The sequence below is a fragment of the Lampropedia cohaerens genome (assembly GCF_001005215.1).
GTDB classification, from domain to species: domain Bacteria; phylum Pseudomonadota; class Gammaproteobacteria; order Burkholderiales; family Burkholderiaceae_C; genus Lampropedia; species Lampropedia cohaerens.
The window spans coordinates 174,531-196,021 of record NZ_LBNQ01000025.1 but is presented as its reverse complement, the minus strand read 5'-3'; the positions used below and the strand labels follow the sequence as shown (position 1 = coordinate 196,021).

20 protein-coding genes and 1 other RNA gene are annotated in these 21,491 nt (G+C 65.2%); 7 read left to right on the top strand and 14 right to left on the bottom strand.

Annotated elements, in window-relative coordinates; translation table 11 throughout:
* Window positions 1–161: 161 nt before the first annotated feature.
* The 5 genes from gspL (at window position 162) to AAV94_RS09235 (ending at window position 6,634) form a co-directional block, all read left to right on the top strand.
* Window positions 162–1,415, top strand: coding sequence for a type II secretion system protein GspL (gspL, locus tag AAV94_RS09255; protein WP_046742017.1), 1,254 nt, complete (start codon window positions 162–164; stop codon window positions 1,413–1,415).
* Entirely contained in the window at window positions 1,412–1,957 is a 546-nt protein-coding gene (gspM, locus tag AAV94_RS09250) for a type II secretion system protein GspM (protein WP_046742016.1), read from the top strand. The genes gspL and gspM overlap by 4 nt, the downstream gene beginning before the upstream one ends.
* Window positions 1,957–2,772: a type II secretion system protein N gene (gspN, locus tag AAV94_RS09245; protein ID WP_046742015.1), complete on the top strand. Its 816-nt coding sequence runs from the start codon at window positions 1,957–1,959 to the stop codon at window positions 2,770–2,772. Before gspM ends, gspN begins: the two co-directional genes overlap by 1 nt.
* A gap of 117 nt (window positions 2,773–2,889) precedes the next feature.
* Window positions 2,890–5,214, top strand: coding sequence for a type II secretion system secretin GspD (gene gspD, locus AAV94_RS09240; protein WP_084824857.1), 2,325 nt, complete (start codon window positions 2,890–2,892; stop codon window positions 5,212–5,214).
* Between the two features lie 31 nt (window positions 5,215–5,245).
* Entirely contained in the window at window positions 5,246–6,634 is a 1,389-nt protein-coding gene (locus AAV94_RS09235) for a GspE/PulE family protein (protein ID WP_046742075.1), read from the top strand.
* A gap of 144 nt (window positions 6,635–6,778) precedes the next feature.
* Here AAV94_RS09235 and AAV94_RS09230 read toward each other — a convergent pair whose 3' ends face one another.
* From AAV94_RS09230 to ruvB, 13 genes are all read right to left on the bottom strand, one after another.
* Window positions 6,779–8,296 (bottom strand): DegQ family serine endoprotease, encoded by a 1,518-nt coding sequence (locus AAV94_RS09230; RefSeq protein ID WP_046742014.1) that lies wholly within the window; start codon window positions 8,294–8,296, stop codon window positions 6,779–6,781.
* 254 nt (window positions 8,297–8,550) lie between these two features.
* The gene (locus AAV94_RS09225; protein ID WP_084824846.1) at window positions 8,551–9,297 is read right to left on the bottom strand and encodes a sigma-E factor negative regulatory protein; all 747 of its coding nucleotides are present in this window, start codon (window positions 9,295–9,297) and stop codon (window positions 8,551–8,553) included.
* Window positions 9,298–9,442: 145 nt separating this feature from the next.
* Window positions 9,443–10,075 (bottom strand): RNA polymerase sigma factor RpoE, encoded by a 633-nt coding sequence (rpoE, locus tag AAV94_RS09220; protein ID WP_046742012.1) that lies wholly within the window; start codon window positions 10,073–10,075, stop codon window positions 9,443–9,445.
* 129 nt (window positions 10,076–10,204) lie between these two features.
* Window positions 10,205–10,522, bottom strand: coding sequence for a hypothetical protein (locus AAV94_RS09215; RefSeq protein WP_156454392.1), 318 nt, complete (start codon window positions 10,520–10,522; stop codon window positions 10,205–10,207).
* Between the two features lie 216 nt (window positions 10,523–10,738).
* A complete protein-coding gene (gene fabF / locus AAV94_RS09210; protein ID WP_046742010.1) occupies window positions 10,739–11,983 on the bottom strand; it encodes a beta-ketoacyl-ACP synthase II in 1,245 nt (414 codons plus the stop codon).
* Window positions 11,984–12,063: 80 nt separating this feature from the next.
* Entirely contained in the window at window positions 12,064–12,303 is a 240-nt protein-coding gene (gene acpP / locus AAV94_RS09205; protein ID WP_046742009.1) for an acyl carrier protein, read from the bottom strand.
* A gap of 176 nt (window positions 12,304–12,479) precedes the next feature.
* On the bottom strand, window positions 12,480–13,226 hold the full coding sequence (fabG, locus tag AAV94_RS09200; RefSeq protein ID WP_046742008.1) for a 3-oxoacyl-ACP reductase FabG: 747 nt from the start codon (window positions 13,224–13,226) through the stop codon (window positions 12,480–12,482).
* Window positions 13,223–14,176 carry an ACP S-malonyltransferase gene (gene fabD, locus AAV94_RS09195; protein WP_046742074.1) on the bottom strand — a complete coding sequence of 318 codons (954 nt, stop codon included), beginning with the start codon at window positions 14,174–14,176 and terminating at the stop codon, window positions 13,223–13,225. Before fabD ends, fabG begins: the two co-directional genes overlap by 4 nt.
* A gap of 34 nt (window positions 14,177–14,210) precedes the next feature.
* Window positions 14,211–15,209 (bottom strand): beta-ketoacyl-ACP synthase III, encoded by a 999-nt coding sequence (locus AAV94_RS09190; protein WP_046742007.1) that lies wholly within the window; start codon window positions 15,207–15,209, stop codon window positions 14,211–14,213.
* Between the two features lie 64 nt (window positions 15,210–15,273).
* Window positions 15,274–16,278, bottom strand: a complete 1,005-nt coding sequence (plsX, locus tag AAV94_RS09185) for a phosphate acyltransferase PlsX (protein WP_046742006.1) — start codon at window positions 16,276–16,278, stop codon at window positions 15,274–15,276.
* 108 nt (window positions 16,279–16,386) lie between these two features.
* The gene (gene rpmF, locus AAV94_RS09180) at window positions 16,387–16,572 is read right to left on the bottom strand and encodes a 50S ribosomal protein L32 (protein WP_046742005.1); all 186 of its coding nucleotides are present in this window, start codon (window positions 16,570–16,572) and stop codon (window positions 16,387–16,389) included.
* A 274-nt stretch (window positions 16,573–16,846) separates the two neighbouring features.
* The gene (locus AAV94_RS09175) at window positions 16,847–17,419 is read right to left on the bottom strand and encodes a YceD family protein (protein ID WP_046742004.1); all 573 of its coding nucleotides are present in this window, start codon (window positions 17,417–17,419) and stop codon (window positions 16,847–16,849) included.
* A 43-nt stretch (window positions 17,420–17,462) separates the two neighbouring features.
* The gene (gene ruvB, locus AAV94_RS09170; RefSeq protein ID WP_046742003.1) at window positions 17,463–18,533 is read right to left on the bottom strand and encodes a Holliday junction branch migration DNA helicase RuvB; all 1,071 of its coding nucleotides are present in this window, start codon (window positions 18,531–18,533) and stop codon (window positions 17,463–17,465) included.
* 50 nt (window positions 18,534–18,583) lie between these two features.
* On the opposite strand from ruvB, the gene rnpB reads away from it, so the two are divergent.
* Window positions 18,584–18,917, top strand: an RNA gene (gene rnpB / locus AAV94_RS14385) — RNase P RNA component class A.
* 11 nt (window positions 18,918–18,928) lie between these two features.
* On the opposite strand, the gene AAV94_RS09165 is transcribed toward rnpB, so the two are convergent.
* A complete protein-coding gene (locus AAV94_RS09165; RefSeq protein ID WP_046742002.1) occupies window positions 18,929–19,396 on the bottom strand; it encodes a Crp/Fnr family transcriptional regulator in 468 nt (155 codons plus the stop codon).
* Window positions 19,397–19,648: 252 nt separating this feature from the next.
* On the opposite strand from AAV94_RS09165, the gene AAV94_RS09160 reads away from it, so the two are divergent.
* Window positions 19,649–20,974, top strand: coding sequence for a PQQ-dependent sugar dehydrogenase (locus AAV94_RS09160; RefSeq protein WP_156454391.1), 1,326 nt, complete (start codon window positions 19,649–19,651; stop codon window positions 20,972–20,974).
* The last annotated feature ends 517 nt before the right edge of the window (window positions 20,975–21,491 follow it).

The window sequence follows — 21,491 nt, the reverse complement described above, 5'->3', positions numbered from 1 at the left end:
AATGGTTCCTACACCAGCAGTTTGTCAGAATGATGGCAAGTGCGCGCTGGCAACGGTTGGCATCCCAATGTCCGCCATCGTGGCATGGGCAGGTAGGCTACCACCTACAATGCGCGGTGATTCCGCCTCTCAGGTCTTTTGCAGGCCTGCGGGCATTTGCCATGTCTGCTCTGATTCTTGAAGCTCCCCTGCCGTTTGCGCCCACGCCTGCTTCGTGGGCGTTTGCGCTGACGCACGATGGCGAGACTGTGGCCGAGAGTGGCCAGGCTGCGCCAGCCCTGTTGCCGCGCACTGAGCGCGGCACGCAGACCGTGCTGGTGATACCCGCGCCGGCGCTGTCCTGGCATCGGGTGCCATTGCCGCAGGTATCGCTGCGTGATCGCGCCCGGTTGCGGGCGGTTCTTGCGGGGCTTCTGGAAGATCAGTTGCTTGATGATCCGGCGCAGCTGCATTTTGCGCTTGCGCCCGATGCGCGAGCCGGCGCACCGGCGTGGGTGGCGGTATGCAGGGCCGATTGGCTGAAGGCGCAGTTGCAGCAACTGCAGGATGCCGACATCGCCGTGCATCGCATCGTGCCCGCCTTTGCGCCGGCACGCGCGAGTGCTCCCGCCGAAGGCGCCGACGGATGTGTACTGCATGCCATCGGCTCTGAGGATGCGCCCTGGCTGGTCGCCACCGGCGCTGCCATGCAGGGCGGGGTGCTGTGCGTGCCGCTGGTGCCCGCCGCAGCGGCACTGCAGGCTGTGACGCAGACGCCTGCGTCACAGCCCGTGCATGCCGAGCCTGCGGTTTACCAGCTGGCACACAACCTTCTCAAGCGCCCCGTGCAGTTGCTGGCGCAGGCGCAGCGGCTACTGCAGGCCAGTGCCACTGACTGGAGCCTGGCGCAGTTTCAGTTCGCCAACTCTGGCCGCGACAGGCTGGCGCAGGGCGCCGCCGCTGGCCTGCAGACGGTGTGGCGTGCGCCGCAATGGCGCTGGGCGCGCTGGGGCGTGGCCGTGCTGGTGATTGGCAATCTGGCGGGCCTGAATGTCTGGGCCTGGCAGGCAAGAGCCGATCTCGCGCAAGAGCGCAGCCGCATCACGCAGATCTTTCGCGCCACCTTCCCACAGGTGCCAGTGGTGGTCGATGCGCCCTTGCAGATGCGTCAGGAACTGCAGCGGCTACAACGCCTCAGCGGCGCGCTGACGCCGGGGGCATTCGCCGTGCTGGCATCGGCCGTGCACGGTCTGCCAGACGGCCAGGTGCCGCGCACCATTTCCTACGAAGCGCAGCAGCTGGTGTTGGGCGGCCTGGATGCCACTGCGGCGCCGATAGCGCAGTGGCAAGCGGCGTTGGCAGAGCGCGGTTTCGCCAGCTTCTGGAGTGAGGATGGACGGCTGCACATTGCGCCGGTGCCGGAGCGCGCGCCATGAATGCGGATACGGCAAGGAAGTGGCAGGACTTGCGCGCTGCGGCGGCTGCACGCTGGCAGTCCATGCCTGCGCGCGAACGCCGGCTGGTGACTGTGGCGTTGCTGGTCGTGCTTGCGGCACTGCTCTGGCGCGTGGCCATTCTGCCCGCCTGGCAGACCTGGCAGAGCTATCCGGCCAGCCGCGCCGCACTGGAGCGGCAAGTCCAGCAGATGCAGGGCATGCGCCAGCAGGCCCTGCAGATGCAGCAGGCTGTGGCCAGCAGCGGTGCCAGCGCCAATGCCGCTACGTTGCATCGAGACATTCTGGCCAGTGCCCAGCGCCTGCTTGGCGGTGATGCGCAGGCAACGCTTGCAGGAGACAGGATCACCGTGCGCTTTCAGGCCGCGCCGGCCCAGGCGCTGGCCGAGTGGCTTGCGCAAACCCAGACCAGCGCCCGTGCGCAGCCGGTGCAGGTGACACTGGAGCAGGCCGTGGCGCAGGATGCCGGCGTGGCCTGGAAGGGCCAGATCGTGCTGGCGCTGCCGGTGGATGGATCGCGGTGATGGCAGCGACGGCAGCGATTGCCCGGCATTCGGCGATGGCGACCAGGCGCGCCGGTTATGGCGGTTGGGCGCTGGCTGGCGCGTTGCTCGGTGTGTTGCTCGCCGCGGTACTGCTGGCGCCCGCGCGCTGGCTGGCTGGCGCGCTGGCCATGGCGAGCGACGGGCGGGTGCAATTACAGCAAGCGCGTGGATCGTTGTGGAATGGTTCTGCGTCACTGACCCTGACAGGGGGCGCTGGCAGCCGCGACCGCATGGCACTGCCGGGCCGCCTGCATTGGCAGCTGCGGCCGGCCTGGCTGGGGCTGAATGTGGCCATGCGCCCGGACTGCTGTGCAACTGCGGACACGCAAGCGCGCTTGCGTCTTGGCTGGGGGCGCGCCGAACTGACCGTGGACGCGCATGAGAGCCGCTGGCCTTCCAGCCTGCTGCAGGGACTTGGCGCCCCGTTCAATACGCTGCAGCTGGGTGGCGATCTGCATCTGCAGATGCGGGACCTGCGCCTGCAGTGGGTGCAGGGCCGCACGCTGATGCAGGGCACCATCGAAGCCCTGTTGCGTGATGCGACATCGCGACTGACCACGATTGCGCCCATGGGCAGCTACCGCCTTATCATGCAGGGCGGCGAGCAGGTACGCCTGACGCTGCGCAGCGATTCCGGACCGTTGCTGCTCAGCGGCCAGGGCCAGTGGCAGGGCCAGCGGCTGCGCTTTCAGGGTGAGGCGCGCGCGAGTGCGCCCGAACATCTGCCGGCACTGTCGAACCTGTTGAGTCTGCTTGGCCGCCGCGATGGCGAACGGGCCATTTTGTCGCTCTGACGAGCACGGCAGCACAACGCTTTATTGGACCCCTACTTGGATCGCATGTCTTTCTTCGAATCTTCCAAGCTGTTTGGCCAGGCTCAGGCGGCATCGCGCGCAACCCATCTGGGGCGCATGGCCACGCACACGGCGCTGGCTGCGTCGCTGCTGCTGGCGCAGGCAGTGCTGACGCCGGTGCAGGCCCAGTCGGGCCAGAGCAGCATCCGCGCGGGCGAGCCGGTGACGCTCAACTTCGAGAATGCCGAGATCGAGGCGGTGGCGCGCACCATGGCCACGATCACCGGTCGCAACGTCGTGGTCGATCCCCGGGTGCGTGGCACGCTGAATCTAGTCACGGCCCACCCCGTCTCGGCCCGGGCGGCGTTCGACCAGTTCTTGGTGGCGCTGCGCATGCAGGGATTTACGGTGGTGGAAGATGCCGGGCTGTACAAGGTTGTGCCTGAGGCCGACGCCAAGCTGCAGGCGGGCACGGTGCGCGTGTCCGAAGGCGCATTCCCGGCTACAACGCCGCGGGGTGGGCAGATCGTCACGCAGATCTTTCGCCTGAATTATGAGAACGCCGCGAATCTGGTGCCAACGCTGCGTCCGCTCATCAGTCCCAACAACACCATCAATGTCAATCCCGGCACCAATGCGCTGGTGATTACCGACTACGCTGATAACCTGGCGAGGCTGGCAAAGGTGATTGCGGCGCTGGATGTGGCCGAGGCCAGCGATGTCGAGGTGATTCCGCTGCAGCATGCGCTGGCGGTGGAAATGGTGCCCTTGCTCAACCGGCTCACCGCCGGTGAGGGCGGTGCAGCGGCCATTGCCGGTCAGCCTGGCGGCGCGGTGGCCAGCGGCCAGGGTTTTCGCACGACGATTCTGGCCGACACGCGCAGCAACGCGATCGTTGTGCGCGCGGCCAACGCCGCACGTGTGGCGCAGATTCGCAGTCTGGTCCAGCAGCTTGATCAGCCCCCGGCGGCTGGAAGCGCAGCAGAGCACGGCAACATCCACGTGGTGTTCCTCAAGAACGCCAATGCCACGCAGCTGGCGCAGACACTGCGTGCGGCCATCTCGGCCGGGCAGATCGGCGGTGGCGGCGCTGCGGCTGCGGGCACCAGTGCCCCCACGCCGCAGGGCATGACGGCCACGGGGCTGGCCGATACCGACACGGGCATTGGCGCCAGTGCCGGTCTGGGCGAGGGCGCCAGCAGTAACTTCGGCCAGGTGCAGGCGGTGTCGACGGGGGGCATCATCCAGGCGGATCCATCGACCAATTCGCTCATCATCACGGCGCCCGATCCCCTTTACCGGCAGCTGCGCAACGTTATCGACAAGCTTGATGGCCGGCGCGCGCAGGTGATGATCGAGAGTCTCGTGGCCGAGGTGCGTGCCGACAAGGTGGCCGAGTTCGGCATCCAGTGGCAGGCAGGCCTGGGCAGTAGTGGTGACTCCAACGTCGGCGCTCTGGGGACAAACTTCAGCACCGGCAGTGGCGGCAACATCGTCGATCTTGCGCTGGCGGCGGCCATGGCGGCATCGGGCAACACCAGTGCTCTGAGCAATCTCAATTCCGGGTTGCTGGGGTCGGGCATGAACCTGGGGGTGGCGCACAACTACGGTGGCGACTATGTGCTGGGATTTCTGGCGCGCTTTCTGGACAGCACGGGCGATGCCAACGTGCTGTCCACTCCGAACATCCTGACCCTCGACAACGAGGAGGCGCGCATCATGATCGGCAGCAACCTGCCGTTCGTCACAGGCAGCTACACCGGCACCGGTGCCGGCAGTGGCGGCAACCTCAACCCCTTCCAGACCATCGAGCGCCAGGACGTGGGGCTGTCGTTGCGGGTCAAGCCCCAGATCAACGAAAACGGCACCGTGCGGCTGGCTGTGGTGCAGGAGGTCTCCAACGTGCTGCGGGTCACCGAGCAGGGGCCGGAGACCAGCAAGCGTCTGATCGAGACGAATATCCTGGTCGAGGACGGCGGCATCGTCGTGCTTGGCGGCCTGCTGGAGGACCGCTACACGCAGGCGCAGGACAAGGTGCCGCTGCTGGGGGATATTCCCGTTCTGGGCAATGCCTTCCGCAGCGAGCAGCGCCAGCGCGAGAAGGTCAACCTGATGGTGTTCCTGCGCCCGACGGTGATTTACGACGCCAGCGGCAGCGAGGCGCTGGCGATGGAGCGCTACGACATGCTGCGCGCCGACCAGGGGCTGGTGCAGCCCAGTCCGCATCTGATGATGCGAGGCGTTCAGAGCGCGCCGCAGCTGCCGCCGTTGCCACAGCAACCTGAGCTTTCAGAGCGCGAGCGCAAGGCCCGCGACGCACGGCGCATGCCGCCACTGTCTGCGCTGAGCAGCAGCCCGATGCAGGCGCGGCGCGAGCGTGGCGCCCGCAGTGTCGATGTGCGCAAGCTGCGCACCGGCGAATCCTCGGGCTGGGTCGACTGACCGTCTGACTATCAGCGACGCCATGGCCGCCTTGCACTATCCCCTGCCGTATGCGTTTGCGCGCACTGCCCAGCTGTTGCTGGAAGATGACGGCGCCACGCTGACGCTGTGGCACGGTCCTGACCCCGCCGCAGGTGCTCTGGGGGAAGTGCTGCGCAAGTTCGCCGTGCAAGACATCCAGGTGCTGGAGCCGGCGGCGCTGGCCCAGCGCATCAGTGCGGCCTATTCCGGTGGCGACTCGGATGCGGCAATGGTCGTCAGCGAAGTCGAGGGAGTGGCTGACCTCACGCGCATGATGCAGGAGCTGCCCGCCGTCGAGGACTTGCTGGAGTCGGCCGACGATGCGCCCATCATCCGCATGCTCAACGCCCTGCTGACGCAGGCCGCGCGCGACGGCGCCAGCGACATCCACATCGAGCCGTATGAGCGCCATTCCAGCGTGCGTCTGCGCATCGATGGCAGCCTGCGCGAGATCGTGCAGCCCAACCGGGCCTTGCACAGTGCGCTGATTTCGCGCCTGAAGATCATGGCGGATCTGGACATTGCCGAAAAGCGCCTGCCGCAGGATGGGCGCATTGCGCTGCGGCTGGGCACGCGCGCCATCGATGTGCGCGTCTCCACGCTGCCCAGCGCCCATGGCGAACGCGCCGTACTGCGCCTGCTCGACAAGAGCGAGGGGCGACTCAGCCTGGAGGCCGTCGGCATGCAGGGCGAGACGCTGGCGCAGTTCACGCGCCTGATCGGTCAGCCGCACGGCATCCTGCTGGTCACGGGGCCGACGGGCTCGGGCAAGACCACCACGCTGTACGCCGCGCTGCACCGGCTGGATGCGCGCCAGCAGAACATCATGACGGTGGAGGATCCGATCGAGTACGAACTGCCGGGAGTGGGTCAGACGCAGGTCAACAGCAAGATCGACTTGACGTTTGCGGCGGCGCTGCGCGCCATCCTGCGGCAGGACCCGGATGTCATCATGATTGGCGAAATCCGTGACTTCGAGACCGCGCAGATTGCCATCCAGGCCTCCCTGACCGGCCACCTGGTGCTGGCGACGCTGCACACCAACGATGCCGCCAGTGCGGTGACTCGGCTGATTGACATGGGGGTGGAGCCGTTTCTGCTCTCGTCCTCGCTGCTTGGCGTGCTGGCGCAGCGGCTGGTGCGCAAGTTCTGCAAGCATTGCCACGGTGCAGGCTGCGATGCCTGCAACCGCACGGGCTACCACGGGCGCACCGGCGTGTTCGAGCTGCTGGTGGTGGACGATGCCATCCGCAGCCACATCCATGCCTGCGCATCCGAGGCCGTCATCCGCGAGCACGCGCTGGCCAATGGCATGCGGCTGATGCGCGATGACGGCGAGCGGCTGGTGCGCGAGGGCATCACCAGCGCAGCGGAGGTGCTGCGCGTCACGCGCGATTAGCCGCCAAAGTGCCGTGCGCGTTTGCCGCGCGCCACCTTGGCAGAGAACGATCTACGCATCGAGCATGCCCCAGCGGATTCGCGGCAGCACAAAGGCCCGGCTAGGTGCCGGGCCTTGCTGCGCGCGTCACACACGCCGACAGGCTTACTGCTGCGGGCGAATCAACACGTACTGCGCCCAGTCGTCGCGGCGCACCAATACGCTGACAGGACGTTTCGGGTCGACGCGTTTGACAGCTTCTTCAAAGCCGCGCGCGTTGCGCACCTCGATCTGCCCGATAGCCAGGATGACGTCGCCCGCACGCAGCCCAGCCTGTGCGGCTGCGCCCGTTGCGGCAACGACCCGCACGCCGCCGCGCACGCCCAGTGCACGTGCCTCGGATTCCGTCAGTGACTGCACTGCCAGCCCCAGCACGTTGTCGGTCTTCGGCTCGGCCTGTTCGTCGCGCCCGGCCGCATTCTGCCCTTGCGAATCCTGCACCTGTTCGACCGTAATGGGCAGATTGATCGTCTTGCCGTGGCGGAATACTTCGATCGTGGCCTTGGTGCCAGGTGCGGTATTGCCGACCAGGCGGGGCAGATCGGACACGCTGTCGAGCTTGCGACCGTTGAAGCCGGTGACGATATCCCCGGGCTGCAGGCCTGCTGCGGCCGCCGGAGAGTCGGGCTCGACCGATGAAACCATGGCGCCGCCGGTGCGACGGTCAAGGCCGAGGGATTCAGCCACATCGGGGCTGATGGGGCCAATGCGTACGCCAATGCGTCCACGCACCACCCGGCCGGTTTCCTTGAGCTGGTCGCTGACCCGGATGGCCTCGTCAATCGGGATGGCAAAGGAGATGCCCATGAAGCCACCCGAGCGCGAGTAGATCTGGCTGTTGATGCCCACGACCTCGCCGCGCATGTTCAGCAAAGGCCCGCCGGAATTGCCGGGGTTGACGGCCACGTCCGTCTGGATGAAGGGCAGATACCCGCCGGTGTCGCGCTGCTTGGCGCTGACGATACCCGCCGTGACGGTGTTGTCCAGCCCGAAAGGTGAGCCGATCGCCATCACCCATTCGCCCACGCGCAGGTCCTCGACGTTGCCGATGCGCACGGTAGGCAGGTTCGTGGCGTCGATCTTGAGCAAGGCAACGTCGGTGCGCTCATCCGAGCCGATCACCTTGGCCTTGAATTCGCGTTGGTCGGTCAGCGTGACGATGACGTCCACCGAATCGGCCACCACGTGGTGATTGGTCAGGATATAGCCATCGCTGCTGATGATGAAACCCGAACCCACGCCGCTAGGTACCGTGCGCGACTCCGGCTCGGCGGGCTGCGGGCCACGGCGGGGAATGCCGGGCACCGGCAGGCCAAACTGGCGGAAGAACTCCAGCATGTCCTCATCCATCCCGGGCAGTCCCTGGAACGGGCGGGTGGTCACGCGGGTGGTGGTGCGGATGTTGACAACCGCTGGCCCGACGCTTTCAACCAGGCGTGTGAAATCGGGCAGGCCCGAAACCGCTGCGGGGGCAGCAACCGTGCCTGGCTGGGCCTGCGGCGCCTGTTGGGCATGGCTGGGGGACGCATAGAACGCGACGCCGCAGGTGCTGGCCAGCAGGGCCGCGGCAATGGCGCTGGAGATGGCCAGTCGACGTGGCCGCGCAATGACAGTTTGCTTCATGGCATCAATCCTTATGGTTGTTGCGGAGGGAAGGCCCGCGCATGCGGGCATGTGCGCACGTGCACGACGGCCTGGCCTCAAACGAGTTATCAGAAAACAGTTCTGGTCATTTTGTTCCTGAACGGGCTGCAATTCTTGTGTCGCAACGTCTCAGAACCTGCTGACCCTCTTTCTATGCGCCGAGAAAAAAGCCCGACGCAGAGGACGTCGGGCAGTGCGGTACGTGTCGTGCGGCAGGCATGCCGCGCGCGCCATCAGTTACGCCCGGCACCGCCAGCCATGCTGGCATTGCGCAGAAATGGCGCAGGCGGCTGCAAGGCCTGTGTATTGGCGTACTGCTGCGACAGGATGGCATCAAGCTCCGGGTCGCGAATGAGCACTTCGCCACTGGAGGCGTCCTGCACGGCCACCTGCACCGGTGTAGCGGAACCGGGCGCCTGTCGCACGGAAGATGCGGGGGGCGTGTTGGCCGCCATCTGAGTGCCTGCGCTCTGCGCGTCACCGTTGAAGGACGTCAGGCTGTTCCAGCCGATGGCGGCAATGGCCGCGACGGAGGCAAAGCCAGCCACCATCTTCCAGCGAAACAGCGATGCGTTGGCAGCATTGCGGTTGGCACCGGGGGGCGCGACGGCGGCCAGCTGTGGGGCCGGTTGCAGGGCGCCTGACTGCACTGTGGGCGCATGGTCCTGCGACTGCTCGGCCAGACGGCCGCGCAGTCGCGTCAGGAAGGCGGCGGCATCGGTGCCGACGTGATCATGCAAGGGCGCACGCAGCGTCTGTCCGATGACGTTGTAGCATTCCCAATCGGCCAGCAGTGGCGTCAGCTGCTGGCTGTCCTGCGCGGTGGCGGCTTCCTGCTCGAGCTGGCTCAGCAGCGCCTCGCATTCGGCATCGGCGAGTTCGCCGTCCAGCAACGCGGAAAGCTGATCACGTGCTGCAGCGCTTGGGGCGGCAGCTTCCTGCGCGGCCGAGCAAACGGCAGTTCGGGTAAGTGGCGGCATCACGGACCTCTTAGTTTCACTGACCTTGACTCAAATGGCCGGCACACGGGCCGGACCGTAAACAGGTTCTAACAACAGATTCCCTGGCCCTGGCATTGGTTCCCTGGTGCGATGATTGTTCTGCACGGACGCTTCTGGCGCACGCCTACCAGCGCTTGCCGGAGCGATTTTCCAGCAGCGGCTTGACCCGCGCCGAGATGGCTTCACGGGCGCGGAAAATGCGCGAGCGCACGGTGCCGATGGGACAGTCCATCGCTTCGGCAATGGCCTCATAGCTCAACCCTTCGATCTCGCGCAGCGTGATGGCCTGACGCAGATCGTCCGCCAAGTCCTCCATCGCCGCGTTGACGGCAGCCGCGATTTCCTTGGCGGCCAGCACCGTTTCTGGTGTCTCTGCAGACGTTAGTTCCAGCAGGGGCGCAGAAGTTTCGTTGTCATCGTCGCGTGCACGCAGGGTGCTCTCGGCTACCGTGGGGTTGCGACGCATGTCGCTGAGCGTCTTCTTGGCGGTATTGACCGCGATGCGGTAGAGCCAGGTATAGAACTGGGAGTCGCCGCGGAACTGGTGCAGCGCGCGGTAGGCGCGGATGAACGTCTCCTGTGCAATCTCCTCGATGAGATCGGTGTCGCGCACCATGCGGCCAATCAGGCGCTCGATGCGCCGCTGGTACTTGATGACCAACAGCTCGAATGCGCGTTGGTCACCTGCGACGGCGCGCTCGACCAACTGCAGGTCGGTGCTGTCGTCACTGTGTTTCGGGTTTTCGGGGGCAGTCATGCACGGGCTGGTGGATCTTGGGCTGCGCGCCTGGAAATATCGGCGCCGTGTTGGTTGGGGACGGCATCGCGGCGGCGTCGCAAACCGCAGAGTATGGCACCAGTTGCATCCGCCAGTGACCGCACGCGATCATGGACCGGGCGCAGGCGTTGGTGTGTGCGTGCGGCCGTTGTCGTGGTGCAGGGCACGGCGCAGGTCGCTCCACAGGTGCGGGGCCATGCTGCGCTCCAGCCAGAGCCAGGTAGGTGCATTGCCGCCCGCCTTGCAGTGAAGCAGCAGTCGGTGCTGGCCATCCCAGACGAGGCGCACCTGCATGCGAATGGCGCTAGCGGCTCCGGTGCGCTGCCACAGCCATTGGCCCTGCTGCCAGTGCAGGTGGCCGGGAACGAAGGCCCGCCACTGCCGAACCATCAGCACCACCGAGAGCAGCCAAAGGGCTGCCAGCATCCACAACGCTGCGCTGGAGCGCGCGGTCCACGTCTGGTACGCAATCAGAATAAGTGCCAGCAGGCTAACGAGGCTGCTTATCAGCGCGTACCGCAGCGCACGCGCATGCGGTTTCACTGGAAAGGAAACGGCGATAGGGCCATGGCGCGCCATCGGTATCGATAGAGGCTGCCGTCGCGCAACGCGCTGGCAGCTTCCCTGCAGATGCGGTCGGGCTTAGAGGCGTTTGAACACCAGTGTGCCGTTGGTGCCGCCGAAGCCGAAGTTGTTCTTGACGGCAACGTCGAGCTTGGCATCCCGCGCCGTATTGGGGCAATAGTCCAGATCGCAGTCGGGATCAGGGTCGTCCAGGTTGATGGTCGGCGGAATCTTCTGGTCATGCAGCGCCATCACCGTGAACACGCTCTCAAGGCCTCCGGCACCGCCGAGCAGATGGCCGGTCATGGACTTGGTGGAGCTGACAACGACATTCCCAGCATGCGCGCCCAGCGCGGCCTTGATGGCATTGCTCTCGTTGGTGTCGCCCAGCGGTGTCGACGTGCCATGGGCATTGACGTAATCCACCTCGTCGACGTTGACGTGCGCGTTGCGCAAGGCGTTGAGCATGGAGCGGCGCGGGCCATCGACATTCGGCGCGGTGATGTGACCGGCGTCGGCACTCATGCCGTAGCCAGCGAGTTCCGCGTAAATACGTGCACCGCGTGCCTTGGCGTGTTCGTACTCCTCCAGCACGAGCACCCCTGCGCCTTCGCCCAGCACGAACCCGTCGCGGCCCTTGTCCCAAGGACGCGAGGCTGCCTGCGGATCCTCATTGCGTGTGGACAATGCCTTCATTGACGCAAATCCGCCAATGCCCAGGGGGCAGACGGTGGCTTCTGCCCCACCCGCGATGATGACGTCGGCATCGCCATATTCGATCAGTCGTGCGCCTTCGCCAATCGAATGCAGCCCGGTCGTGCAGGCCGTGACCATGGAGAGGTTGGGACCCTTGAGGCCAAACCGCATGGAGACGTGGCCGGCCACCATGTTGATGATGGTTGAGGGCACGAAGAACGGCGAGATGCGGCGCGCACCCCGGTTGAGGAACTCGGCATAGTTGGCCTCGATCAGCGGCAGGCCTCCGATGCCGGAGCCGATGACGACACCAAAGCGCTCGGCCTGTTCCTCGCGCAGCTGCTCGCGCGCGGGCAGTCCGGCATCCATGTATGCCTCATGGGCCGCGACAATGCCGTAATGGATGAACGCATCCATCGAGCGCGCTTCCTTGGCGCTGATCCAGGGGCTGATGTCGAGATCCTTGACCTCCCCGGCAATTCGCGCGGGAAAGCTGCTGGCATCGAATTTGGTGATCGGTCCTATACCTGACTTGCCTGCCAGGATGTTGGCCCAGGCCTCTGGAACGGTATTGCCGACCGGGCTGACACAACCCAGGCCGGTGACAACAACTCTGCGTCGACTCATGCGGTGCAATCTTTTCAACGTTGATTTAGCGCCGCTTGGTTGAAAGGGCGCCAGGGGCGGCGCGACTGCCAGGTGCTGGCTCAGGCCTTGTGGTGCGTGTTGGCGTAATCAATGGCCGCTTGCACGGTGGTGATCTTCTCTGCGTCCTCGTCCGGAATCTCGATCTCGAACTCGTCTTCCAGAGCCATGACCAGTTCCACGGTGTCCAGAGAATCAGCGCCAAGATCGGTCACAAAGGACTTTTCATTGGTCACCTGGGATTCTTCCACGCCCAGTTGCTCAGCAATGATCTTCTTAACGCGTGCTTCGATATCGCTCATGTATGTCCCTCTGAGGGTAGTCAATGAACCCGGGATTCTAGTCGTTCCCACCAGGACTGGGGGAAAACTGGCCGCCCGGATGACACGGCCGTTGCTTGGTTCGCACGCACGGGGCGCGCAGCGCGCGGCAGACTGCCTGTCGCCATAACGCGGTGCAGGCACGCCGATACTCTACATTACATCAGCATGCCGCCGTTGACATGCAGTTCTTGTCCGGTCACGTAGCCAGCCTGTGGCGAGGCCAGATAGGCAGCGGCAGCGGCGATGTCCTGCGGCTCGCCAAGGCGCCCCAGCGGAATCTGCGCCTTCAGCGCAGCCTGTTGGGCTTCCGGCAGGGCGTGCGTCATGTCGGTGGCAATGAAGCCTGGTGCGATGCAGTTGACGGTGATGCCGCGGCTGCCCAGCTCGCGTGCCAGTGCCCGCGTCATGCCGGCAACGCCGGCCTTGGCGGCCGCATAGTTGGCCTGTCCGACGTTGCCCATGGCGCCCACCACACTGGTGATGCTGATGATGCGCCCGTAGCGCTGTTTCATCATGGGCTTGATCGCAGCGCGGCTGAGCCGGAAGACGGCACTGAGGTTGGTGTCGAGCACCGCATTCCAGTCGTCGTCCTTCATGCGCATGGCCAGCGTGTCGCGGGTGATGCCGGCATTGTTGACCAGCACGTGCAGCGCGCCGTACTCCTTGACGATGGCATCGATCAGCGCTTCGCCCGCGCCCAGGTCGTTGACGTTGAGCGGCGCGCCCTTGCCACGTCCTGCCAGGGCGGAAGTGATGGCTGCTGCTCCGGTTGGCGTGGTGGCTGTGCCGATGACGGTGTAACCCTGCGCAGCCAGCTCCTTGGCGATGGCCGCACCTATACCGCGCGATGCGCCGGTGACCAGCGCGATCTGGCCCTGTGGGGTGGTGGTTTCCTGGCTCATGACAAAAACTCCTTGGCTGCCTGCAGACTGGGCAGGTCGTAGATGGACGGCCCCTCCAGCTCTGGCGCAATGCGCTTGACCATGCCGGTCAGCACCTTGCCGGGGCCGCATTCGAGGATGTGGCGCATGCCGCGTTGTTGCATGGCCTGTACGGTCTCGACCCAGCGCACCGGGCCAAACGCCTGACGATAGAGCGCATCGCGGATGGCCTGCGCAGTGGTGGCCACATCCACATCAATGTTATGAATGACCGGGATGGCCGGTGCCTGCAGGGGTGTCGCCTCCAGCGCCTCGCGCAGCTTGTCGGCGGCAGGCTTCATCAGGCTGGAGTGAAAGGGCGCGGATACCGGCAGTGGCAGCACGCGCTTGGCGCCAGCGGCCTTGAGCTGCTCGGCAGCAGCCTCAATGCCGGCTTTGGTGCCAGCGATAACGGTCTGGCCCGGATCGTTGAAGTTCACGGCCTCGGCCACTTCCTGGCCGCCAGACTGCTGCAATGTCTGCATGACCTGCTGGCAGATGTCCCGAACCTGCTGTGCAGGCAGACCGAGCACGGCGGCCATTGCGCCAGTGCCCACCGGTACGGCCTCCTGCATCGCGGCAGCGCGCAGGCGCACCAGCGGGGCGGCCTGCGCCAGCGTTAGCACGCCGGCGGCCACCAGTGCGGAGTACTCTCCCAGGGAATGTCCGGCCAGCAGGGCCGGATCGCGGCCGCCTTCGGCCTTCCAGACCAGCCAGGCTGCCACGCCAGCCACCAGCATCACCGGCTGCGTGTTGGTGGTCAATGCCAGTGCGTCCTTGGGGCCTTGCCGGATCAGTTGTCCCAGGTCTTCGCCGAGGGCGTCGGAGGCTTCCTGCAGCGCCAGTGCGACTGCGGGATGATCGCCCCAGCCGTCGAGCATGCCGACGGACTGCGAGCCCTGACCGGGAAATACAAAGGCGAATGGAGTCATGCTGTGGGTCGTTATGGTCATGAGGGCGGAATGGCTACATGCGGGCAACGACGGCGCCCCAGGTGAAGCCACCACCGACGCCTTCCATCAACACATTCTGGCCGGGCTGGATTTGGCCGCTTCGCACGGCATGGTCCAGCGCCAGAGGGATGGACGCGGCCGAGGTGTTGCCATGTTCGTCCACCGTGACGACGATGCGCTCGGAGGGGACATGCAGCTTGCGCGCCGTGCTTTGCATGATGCGGATGTTGGCCTGGTGCGGAACCAGCCAGTCAATGTCCTGCAGGGCCAGGCCTGCCTTGTCCAGCGCGGCGCGGGCGGCCTTGTCCAGCAGTCCCACGGCCAGTTTGAATACCGCCTGGCCGTCCATGTGCAGCAGCGGAGAGCCGATCACGCCGCCGCCGCTGACGTTGCCGGGCACGCACAGGATGTCGCGGTACTGGCCGTCGGCATGGATGTCGCTGGCCAGAATGCCGGGGCGCTCGGACGCCTCCAGCACTACGGCGCCAGCGCCGTCGCCAAACAGCACGCAGGTCGTGCGGTCCTGAAAGTCAAGGATGCGGCTGAACACTTCCGCGCCCACCACCAGCGCCCGCTGCGCGGTGCCGGCCCGGATCATGGCATCGGCCACGGTCAGCGCATAGATGAAGCCGCTGCAGACGGCCTGCACATCGAATGCGGGGCAGCCTTGCGTGCCCAGCTTGTGCTGAAGAATGCTGGCGGTGGAAGGAAAGACCATGTCCGGCGTCGACGTGGCAACGATGATCAGGTCGATCTCGTCGGCAGTGCGGCCTGCTGCCTCCAGCGCTTTGCGCGAGGCGTGCAGGCCCAGTTCGCTGCTGGGAACATCTGGCTCGGCAAAGTAGCGCGCGTGAATGCCGGTGCGCTCGACAATCCACTCGTGGGAAGTTTCCACTCCGTTCTCGGCCAGCTGCTGCGCCAGCTGCTGATTGCTGACCCGCTTCGGCGGCAGGTAGCTGCCGGTGCCGGTGATCCTGGAATAGACCTGCTGGGGGCCTGGCGTCTGTGCCATATGTTTAACTCCTGCGCATTGAAACGCATGCGCCCGCAAAAGCTGCCACCATCGTTGCTGGCATTCAGAACAGGACCGACGCCTGCCTGATGCGGGTCTCGATCTTGTCCAGCAGATGGTTGTCGGCCGCGTCCAGTGCCTTGCTTAGGGCGTGCTCGAAAGCAATCTGATCGGCCGAGCCATGGCTTTTGAAAACCAACCCACGCAGGCCCAGCAGTGCGGCGCCATTGTGAACGCTCGGATCCACGCGCTTTTTAAAAGCGTTGAGCACCGGCATGGCGACGACGGCCGCAGCCTTGGTGAAAAGGTTGCGGGAAAACTCCTGCCTGAGCAAAGTGGCCACCATGGAGGCCAGTCCTTCGGTGGCCTTGAGAGTCACGTTGCCGACAAACCCGTCGCACACGACGATGTCGGTCGTGCCCTTGAAGATGTCGTTGCCCTCGACGTTGCCAAAATAATGGATCAGCGACTTCTGGTCTGCTTCCTGCAGCAGCTCAGCTGCGCGCTTGATCATGTCGCTGCCCTTGATGGCCTCCGAGCCGATGTTGAGCAATCCTACCGTGGGCTTGTCGCGCCCCTTGACGGCCATGTCCAGCGCCGAGCCGAGCACGGCGAACTGCAGCAGATGGTGCTCGTTGCAGTCGACGTTAGCCCCCAGATCGAGCACGGTGGTGGCACCACCCTTGACATTGGGAAGCGGGTAGGCAATCGCAGGACGCTCGATGCCGTCCAGCGTCTTGAGGACATAGCGCGCAATGGCCATCAGCGCACCGGTATTGCCGGCTGAGACTGCAACGTCTGCGTGGCCGAGCTTGACCTGCTCAATGGCAATGCGCATGGATGACTGCTTCTTGTGGCGCATGGCCACCTCGACGGTGTCGTCCATGGCCACCACCTCTTGCGCCGGCACGATTTGGGCGCGCGGGTGGGAGATTGCACCGAGAACATCCTCTCGGCCAACCAGCAGCATGCGCAACTGGGGATGGCGCGCAAGCAGATTCAGGCAGGCAGGAACGGTTGCAGAAGGGCCAACATCACCCCCCATGCAGTCAACGGCAATGGTTGTCACAAGTCAGCAGCGAAGTGGCGGCGGCAGCGGGCAGGCCCAGCGAAAAACAGAGGCTCTCGAGCCTCTGTTTGCGAAGCAGCACGTGCAGCGCCTGACGTAGCAGGAATCTCAGACTTCTGTCGACTTGTTCTTCAGAACGCGCCGGCCACGGTAAAAACCGTCCGGGCTGATATGGTGACGCAGGTGCACTTCGCCGGTGGTAGCCTCAATAGCAATGCCGGGGTTCTTCAAGGCGTTGTGCGAACGGTGCATGCCGCGCTTGGAAGGCGACTTCTTGTTTTGTTGAACGGCCATGGTTGGCTCCAGAAAAAGGTCAACGCAAGGCTGGCAAGATCGGCATGCGGCCGAAATGCCCGCCATTTCCGCGAAGACGAAATGGTCAAGACGAAAGTGTCAAAGCGCCCGGCGCCGCGAGACTCTGGCAGGAAAAAAGTGCTCGTACCAGGGCCAACGCACCGCGCAATCGATCTGGCGCTACGCGCAAAAGCTGCCGATTATAGTCGGCACGGGGCAAGCTTGCCAAGCAGATGCAGCTGGTTGATTGCTAGGGGGCGTGGTGGCGTGGGCGCTATCGGTCCCGATCACCTCTGTCGTGCTTGGGGGCAACCAGGTCGCCAAGCGCGGCAAAAGGATTCTTCCTCTCGCCGAGGGCGGCATCGAAGGCAGGGTCCTGGACGTGCGGCCTGGCTGGTGGCGTGCATTGCGCGTGCGTGGCGATGGGGGGCAGCGCCATCAGCAGGTCGTCCTCAATCAGCTGAAACACGTCGATGGGGCCGGCGAGGGCCAGTACGTCTTCCTCCGCTACGGCATCTTCCTCCTCGGCCTGCGCCTCGGTGGCGACGAAGCGGAACCACTGGTGCGTGCGCAAGGTAGTGGGCATGCCATCCAGGCAGCGCTGGCAGACCAATGGCAGTGTTGCGCTGGCTTCGCACAGCAGCCAGGGCTCGTCGAGCCCCGCGCCATTGGCGCGTTCCTCGGCGCGAATGCGCCAGTCGATCAGCAGGGCGCTGGTGTCGGTGCCGTTGACCACTTCCTCTGCCAGCCGGTCCAGCTCGTGCAGGGCAATGGTGCCGCTGGCACTGCTGCCGTGATGGGCAAAGGCGCGGATATCAAGTTTGCGGTAGGGGCGATGGTCGATCATGGTGTGGATGCGGAAAAAAATGCAGCGTGGTCAGGCGCCTGTTTCAGGTTGGGTCGAACAGGTCCTGGCCTGTCTGCGTGTTGGGGGGCAGGCCAAAGTGGCGGTAGGCCGCAGCGGTCGCAATGCGTCCGCGCGGGGTGCGCTGCAGATAGCCCTGCTGGATGAGGTAAGGCTCAATGACGTCCTCGATCGTGCCGGCCTCCTCGCCGATGCTGGCAGCGACGTTTTCCAGCCCGACAGGACCGCCGTCGAAGCGATGCAGCACGGCTTCGAGCAGCTTGCGGTCCATGACATCGAAGCCCACCGGATCGACATCCAGCATGTCCAGCGCGGCGCGGGCGATTTCCATGGTGATGCGGCCATCGCCCTTGACGTCGGCGTAGTCGCGGATGCGGCGCAGCAGCCGGTTGGCTATACGGGGGGTGCCGCGCGAGCGCCGTGCCACTTCGAGGCAGGCCTCGGCGTCGATGGGGGCTGACAGTAGCCGGGCACTGCGCTCGATGATGGCAGCCAGTTCCTGAGGTGTGTAGAACTCCAGCCGTGCCACGATGCCGAAGCGGTCGCGCAAGGGGTTGGTGAGCATGCCGGCGCGAGTGGTGGCGCCAACCAGCGTAAAGGGCTGCAGGTCCAGCTTGATGGAACGCGCTGCCGGCCCTTCACCGATCATGATATCGATCTGGTAGTCCTCCAGCGCCGGGTAGAGGATTTCCTCGACGACCGGTGAGAGCCGGTGGATTTCGTCGATGAACAGCACGTCGCCCTTTTCCAGGTTGGTCAGCAGCGCCGCGAGGTCACGGGGTTTTTCAAGTACCGGGCCGCTGGTCTGATGCAGCTTCACGCCCAGCTCAGCGGCGATGATGTGCGACAGCGTGGTCTTGCCCAGCCCCGGCGGGCCGAACAGCAGCACGTGATCGAGTGCGTCTTGTCGCTTGCGCGCGGCGCCGATGAAGATTTCCAGCTGCTCGCGCGCCTTGGTCTGACCCACGTAATCCTGCAGCGCCTTGGGTCGCAGCGCGCGCTCCAGGGCCTCCTCGCGGCCGGAGGTGGCCTGTGCGCTGATCAGCCGCTCCTGCGGGGGCGGATCAATGGCGAAGTGGTCGGTCTGGATGCTCATGGTGGCGAAATGGAGGTTTGGTGTGGCGCGTAGGCGATAATAACGCCCGTGAAGTGCGCCAGGCCGCCGCCGGTGCAAGCGTGGCAACACGGCACTGGAGGAACGTCCGGACTGCACAGGGCAGCGTAGCAGGTAACACCTGTCCACCGTGAGGTGAGGATCAGAGCAACAGAGACGAGTCGCAACCAGCCCCCGGGCCGGCTGCGGGTGAAACGGGCAATCTCTACGCGCAGCAATACCAAATAGGCATGCGTTGAACTGGCTCCGGCGAGCATGCGGGTAGGTAGCACCGAGCCGGTTGGGTGACCACCGGCCCAGATTAATGGCGGTCACATGGCCTTTGCGGGCCATGCACAGAATCCGGCGTATCGGCGCGCTTCACACTTTTATAGCGGTCAGGCGATGGCGGGGCGCCGCCGCGCATTGCGCGCGCGCTGGGCCAGCGTCGTGCCGGCGAGCTGAATGATCTGTAATGCGAGGTCGGGCTGGCGGGTGTAGAGCTCGGTGAACTTCAGCCGGCTCAGCTGCCAGGCGCGGCCGGCAGCGGCGACCTGGGCGGTGGCCTGACGGGGCAGGTTGCCGAGAAAGCTGGCCTCGCCAAAAAGGCTGCCCGCGCTGACCAGCGCCGCGCGGATGGCCCCTTTGTCGTTCTCATAGTGGATATGCACGCGTCCCGTCTCGATGAAGTAAAGGCTGCGCTCTTGCCGTCTGCGCTGAAACAGGATCTCGGCTTCCACCAGCGGTATCTGAACGAGGTAGCCGGCAAGCGCCGCCCATTGCGCGTCGGTAAGTGCGTTGGCCGGGGTTTCCGGGTCGATGGGGTGGGCGAACGCCAGTGCCAAACCGAGCAGTTTTTCCGACATGGATGTAAGCAGATGTTGAGTCAGTGAGGCAGATGGTACAACGGGCCTGCGACGGTTGTACCGGTGCCATCGCGCAGAGGATCACAGTGGATGGGCACAGCCGTTCCTTCCCGCCGCATAGGGCCTTTTTGCCGGGGGTGCGGGGCATCCGTTAGGATGCCTGCTTCTTTGGAGCGCGTGGTCGCGCGGCAGGGGCGGCTTGGCCCACGTGGTTGATTGCTGACCACGGGGCTGTTCGGTCCGTAAACAGGTATGAAAAACCAACGTCACGTTCACACCGCTTTTGGTCATTCTTCCCGGTCGTCGCGTGCGGCGCTGCTTGCCGCCTTCAGGCCGGTATCGGCAGCGCTGGCATTGTGCGCCGCGGCTACTGTTGGCGCGCAGACGGCGTCCACGTTTGAAGCGGCGCAGCGCCAGTCCGTGCCCATTGCCGAGGTTGCGTTCGGACTGCGGCATCCCTGGTCGCTGGCATTCCTGCCGGGGGGCGAATTTCTGGTGACCGAGCGCGAGGGCGCGATGCGCATCATTGACGCCTATGGCCGTGTTGGCCCGCCGCTGCGTGGGGTGCCTGACGTTGCGGTCAGCAGCGAGGGGGGATTGCTGGACGTTGCGCTGGCACCCGACTTCGCGCAGACGCGCCAGCTCTACTTCTGCTTTTCCCAGCCGGATCTGACGAGTTACAGCCGCTCCGGGACGGCATTGGCAGCGGCCACGCTGTCCGAGCGCAACGATAGTCTGGAAAACGTGCGCGTCCTGTTCGAGCAGCAGCCCAAGGTGCGCAGCGAGCAGCATTTCGGCTGTCGCATCGCGCTGGCCGATGACGGCTCGATGTTCCTGACTTTGGGCGAGCGTGCCATCGCACCGGCACAGGCGCAGCGCACCACCAATCATCTGGGCACCATCGTGCGCATCCAGGCCAGTGGCCAAGCCCATCCTGCCAATCCGTTTGCGCACAAGCCCGGTGGGCTGCCGGAAATCTGGAGCTGGGGGCATCGCAATCCGCAGGGCGCGGTGGTCACGCCCGATGGGGCGCTGTGGACGCATGAGGCCGGCCCCATGGGCGGCGATGAGCTGAACCTGACCAAAGCCGGGGGGAACTATGGCTGGCCACGTGCGACCTATGGCCGTGGCATTGGCGCCGGCCCGACCTATCCTGGGACCGAGCAACCGGTTTTTTACTGGCCCCACCCGGTGGGGCCATCCGGGCTGGCGTATCTGCGCAGTGATCGCTATGGGCCCCAGTGGCAGCACAGTTTCTTCATCGGCTCGCTGCTGCAGGGCGTACTGATTCGTCTCAAGCTCGAACCTGGCCAGCCTGTGCAGGAGCAGTGGTATACCCTGGATGGCGATGCGCCTGTGCGCGACGTGCGGGAGGGGCCTGACGGCCTGCTCTACGTGCTTACCGACGGCGAGGATGGCCGGCTGTTGCGGCTGGAACCGCCGGCACAGACGCCTGCGCCGGTGACGGATTCCCTGGAGGCCATGCCATTCAACCCATCCATGGAAGGCGATGGTGCCGTGCTGATGCCGCCGCCATCCGGCGAGTCCAACGCCGAACCCGCAGGCGGCGTGCACTAGCAGTAAGACCGTCCAGGCGGTCCGCAAGGGCGTGCCTTTCTTCAACAGCTGCGCGGACGGTTGTCTTTGGCAGGCAAAGGGTGCACCGGCCTTCGCTTGAGATTGTGTGCAGCAAGGCAGCGCAGTGGTCTTCTCGTGATTACAGGCGTGAGCGATGTAAGTTTCACGCGTGCTACAGATGCCCGTGCGCAGCGTGTCGCGCAGCCTGCGGCTCGCAATGGGCAACAAATGCGCGCGCACGCGCCCCGGCGACGCGAAAGCATGGGGACGGATGGCGCTTGGAGCCTGCGCATGCCATTTTTTTTGTGTCGCAGGCGGAGCAGCGCATGGACAGAGCATGAGCAGGCCCTCGACGACGCGTTCAATCTGCGGCGAGATCGTTGCTCGGCCGCGTTCCTGCGCGCGCTGGCCGACTCTCGCGCCGCCGGTGCATCTGGATCTGGCTACTGCCATTGTTGGCGGCGTCGTTGTGACACGCTGTCACATACCCGAGGCCGTTGCAGCGGTTGCATTGCGC

Coding starts and splice junctions, on each gene's coding strand:
- gspL (WP_046742017.1), top strand. CDS start 162: ATGTCTGCTCTGATTCTTGAAGCTCCCCTGCCGTTTGCGCCCACGCCT.
- gspM (WP_046742016.1), top strand. CDS start 1,412: ATGAATGCGGATACGGCAAGGAAGTGGCAGGACTTGCGCGCTGCGGCG.
- gspN (WP_046742015.1), top strand. CDS start 1,957: ATGGCAGCGACGGCAGCGATTGCCCGGCATTCGGCGATGGCGACCAGG.
- gspD (WP_084824857.1), top strand. CDS start 2,890: ATGGCCACGCACACGGCGCTGGCTGCGTCGCTGCTGCTGGCGCAGGCA.
- AAV94_RS09230 (WP_046742014.1), bottom strand. CDS start 8,296: ATGAAGCAAACTGTCATTGCGCGGCCACGTCGACTGGCCATCTCCAGC.
- AAV94_RS09225 (WP_084824846.1), bottom strand. CDS start 9,297: ATGCCGCCACTTACCCGAACTGCCGTTTGCTCGGCCGCGCAGGAAGCT.
- rpoE (WP_046742012.1), bottom strand. CDS start 10,075: ATGACTGCCCCCGAAAACCCGAAACACAGTGACGACAGCACCGACCTG.
- AAV94_RS09215 (WP_156454392.1), bottom strand. CDS start 10,522: ATGCTGGCAGCCCTTTGGCTGCTCTCGGTGGTGCTGATGGTTCGGCAG.
- fabF (WP_046742010.1), bottom strand. CDS start 11,983: ATGAGTCGACGCAGAGTTGTTGTCACCGGCCTGGGTTGTGTCAGCCCG.
- acpP (WP_046742009.1), bottom strand. CDS start 12,303: ATGAGCGATATCGAAGCACGCGTTAAGAAGATCATTGCTGAGCAACTG.
- fabG (WP_046742008.1), bottom strand. CDS start 13,226: ATGAGCCAGGAAACCACCACCCCACAGGGCCAGATCGCGCTGGTCACC.
- fabD (WP_046742074.1), bottom strand. CDS start 14,176: ATGACTCCATTCGCCTTTGTATTTCCCGGTCAGGGCTCGCAGTCCGTC.
- AAV94_RS09190 (WP_046742007.1), bottom strand. CDS start 15,209: ATGGCACAGACGCCAGGCCCCCAGCAGGTCTATTCCAGGATCACCGGC.
- rpmF (WP_046742005.1), bottom strand. CDS start 16,572: ATGGCCGTTCAACAAAACAAGAAGTCGCCTTCCAAGCGCGGCATGCAC.
- AAV94_RS09175 (WP_046742004.1), bottom strand. CDS start 17,419: ATGATCGACCATCGCCCCTACCGCAAACTTGATATCCGCGCCTTTGCC.
- ruvB (WP_046742003.1), bottom strand. CDS start 18,533: ATGAGCATCCAGACCGACCACTTCGCCATTGATCCGCCCCCGCAGGAG.
- AAV94_RS09165 (WP_046742002.1), bottom strand. CDS start 19,396: ATGTCGGAAAAACTGCTCGGTTTGGCACTGGCGTTCGCCCACCCCATC.
- AAV94_RS09160 (WP_156454391.1), top strand. CDS start 19,649: ATGAAAAACCAACGTCACGTTCACACCGCTTTTGGTCATTCTTCCCGG.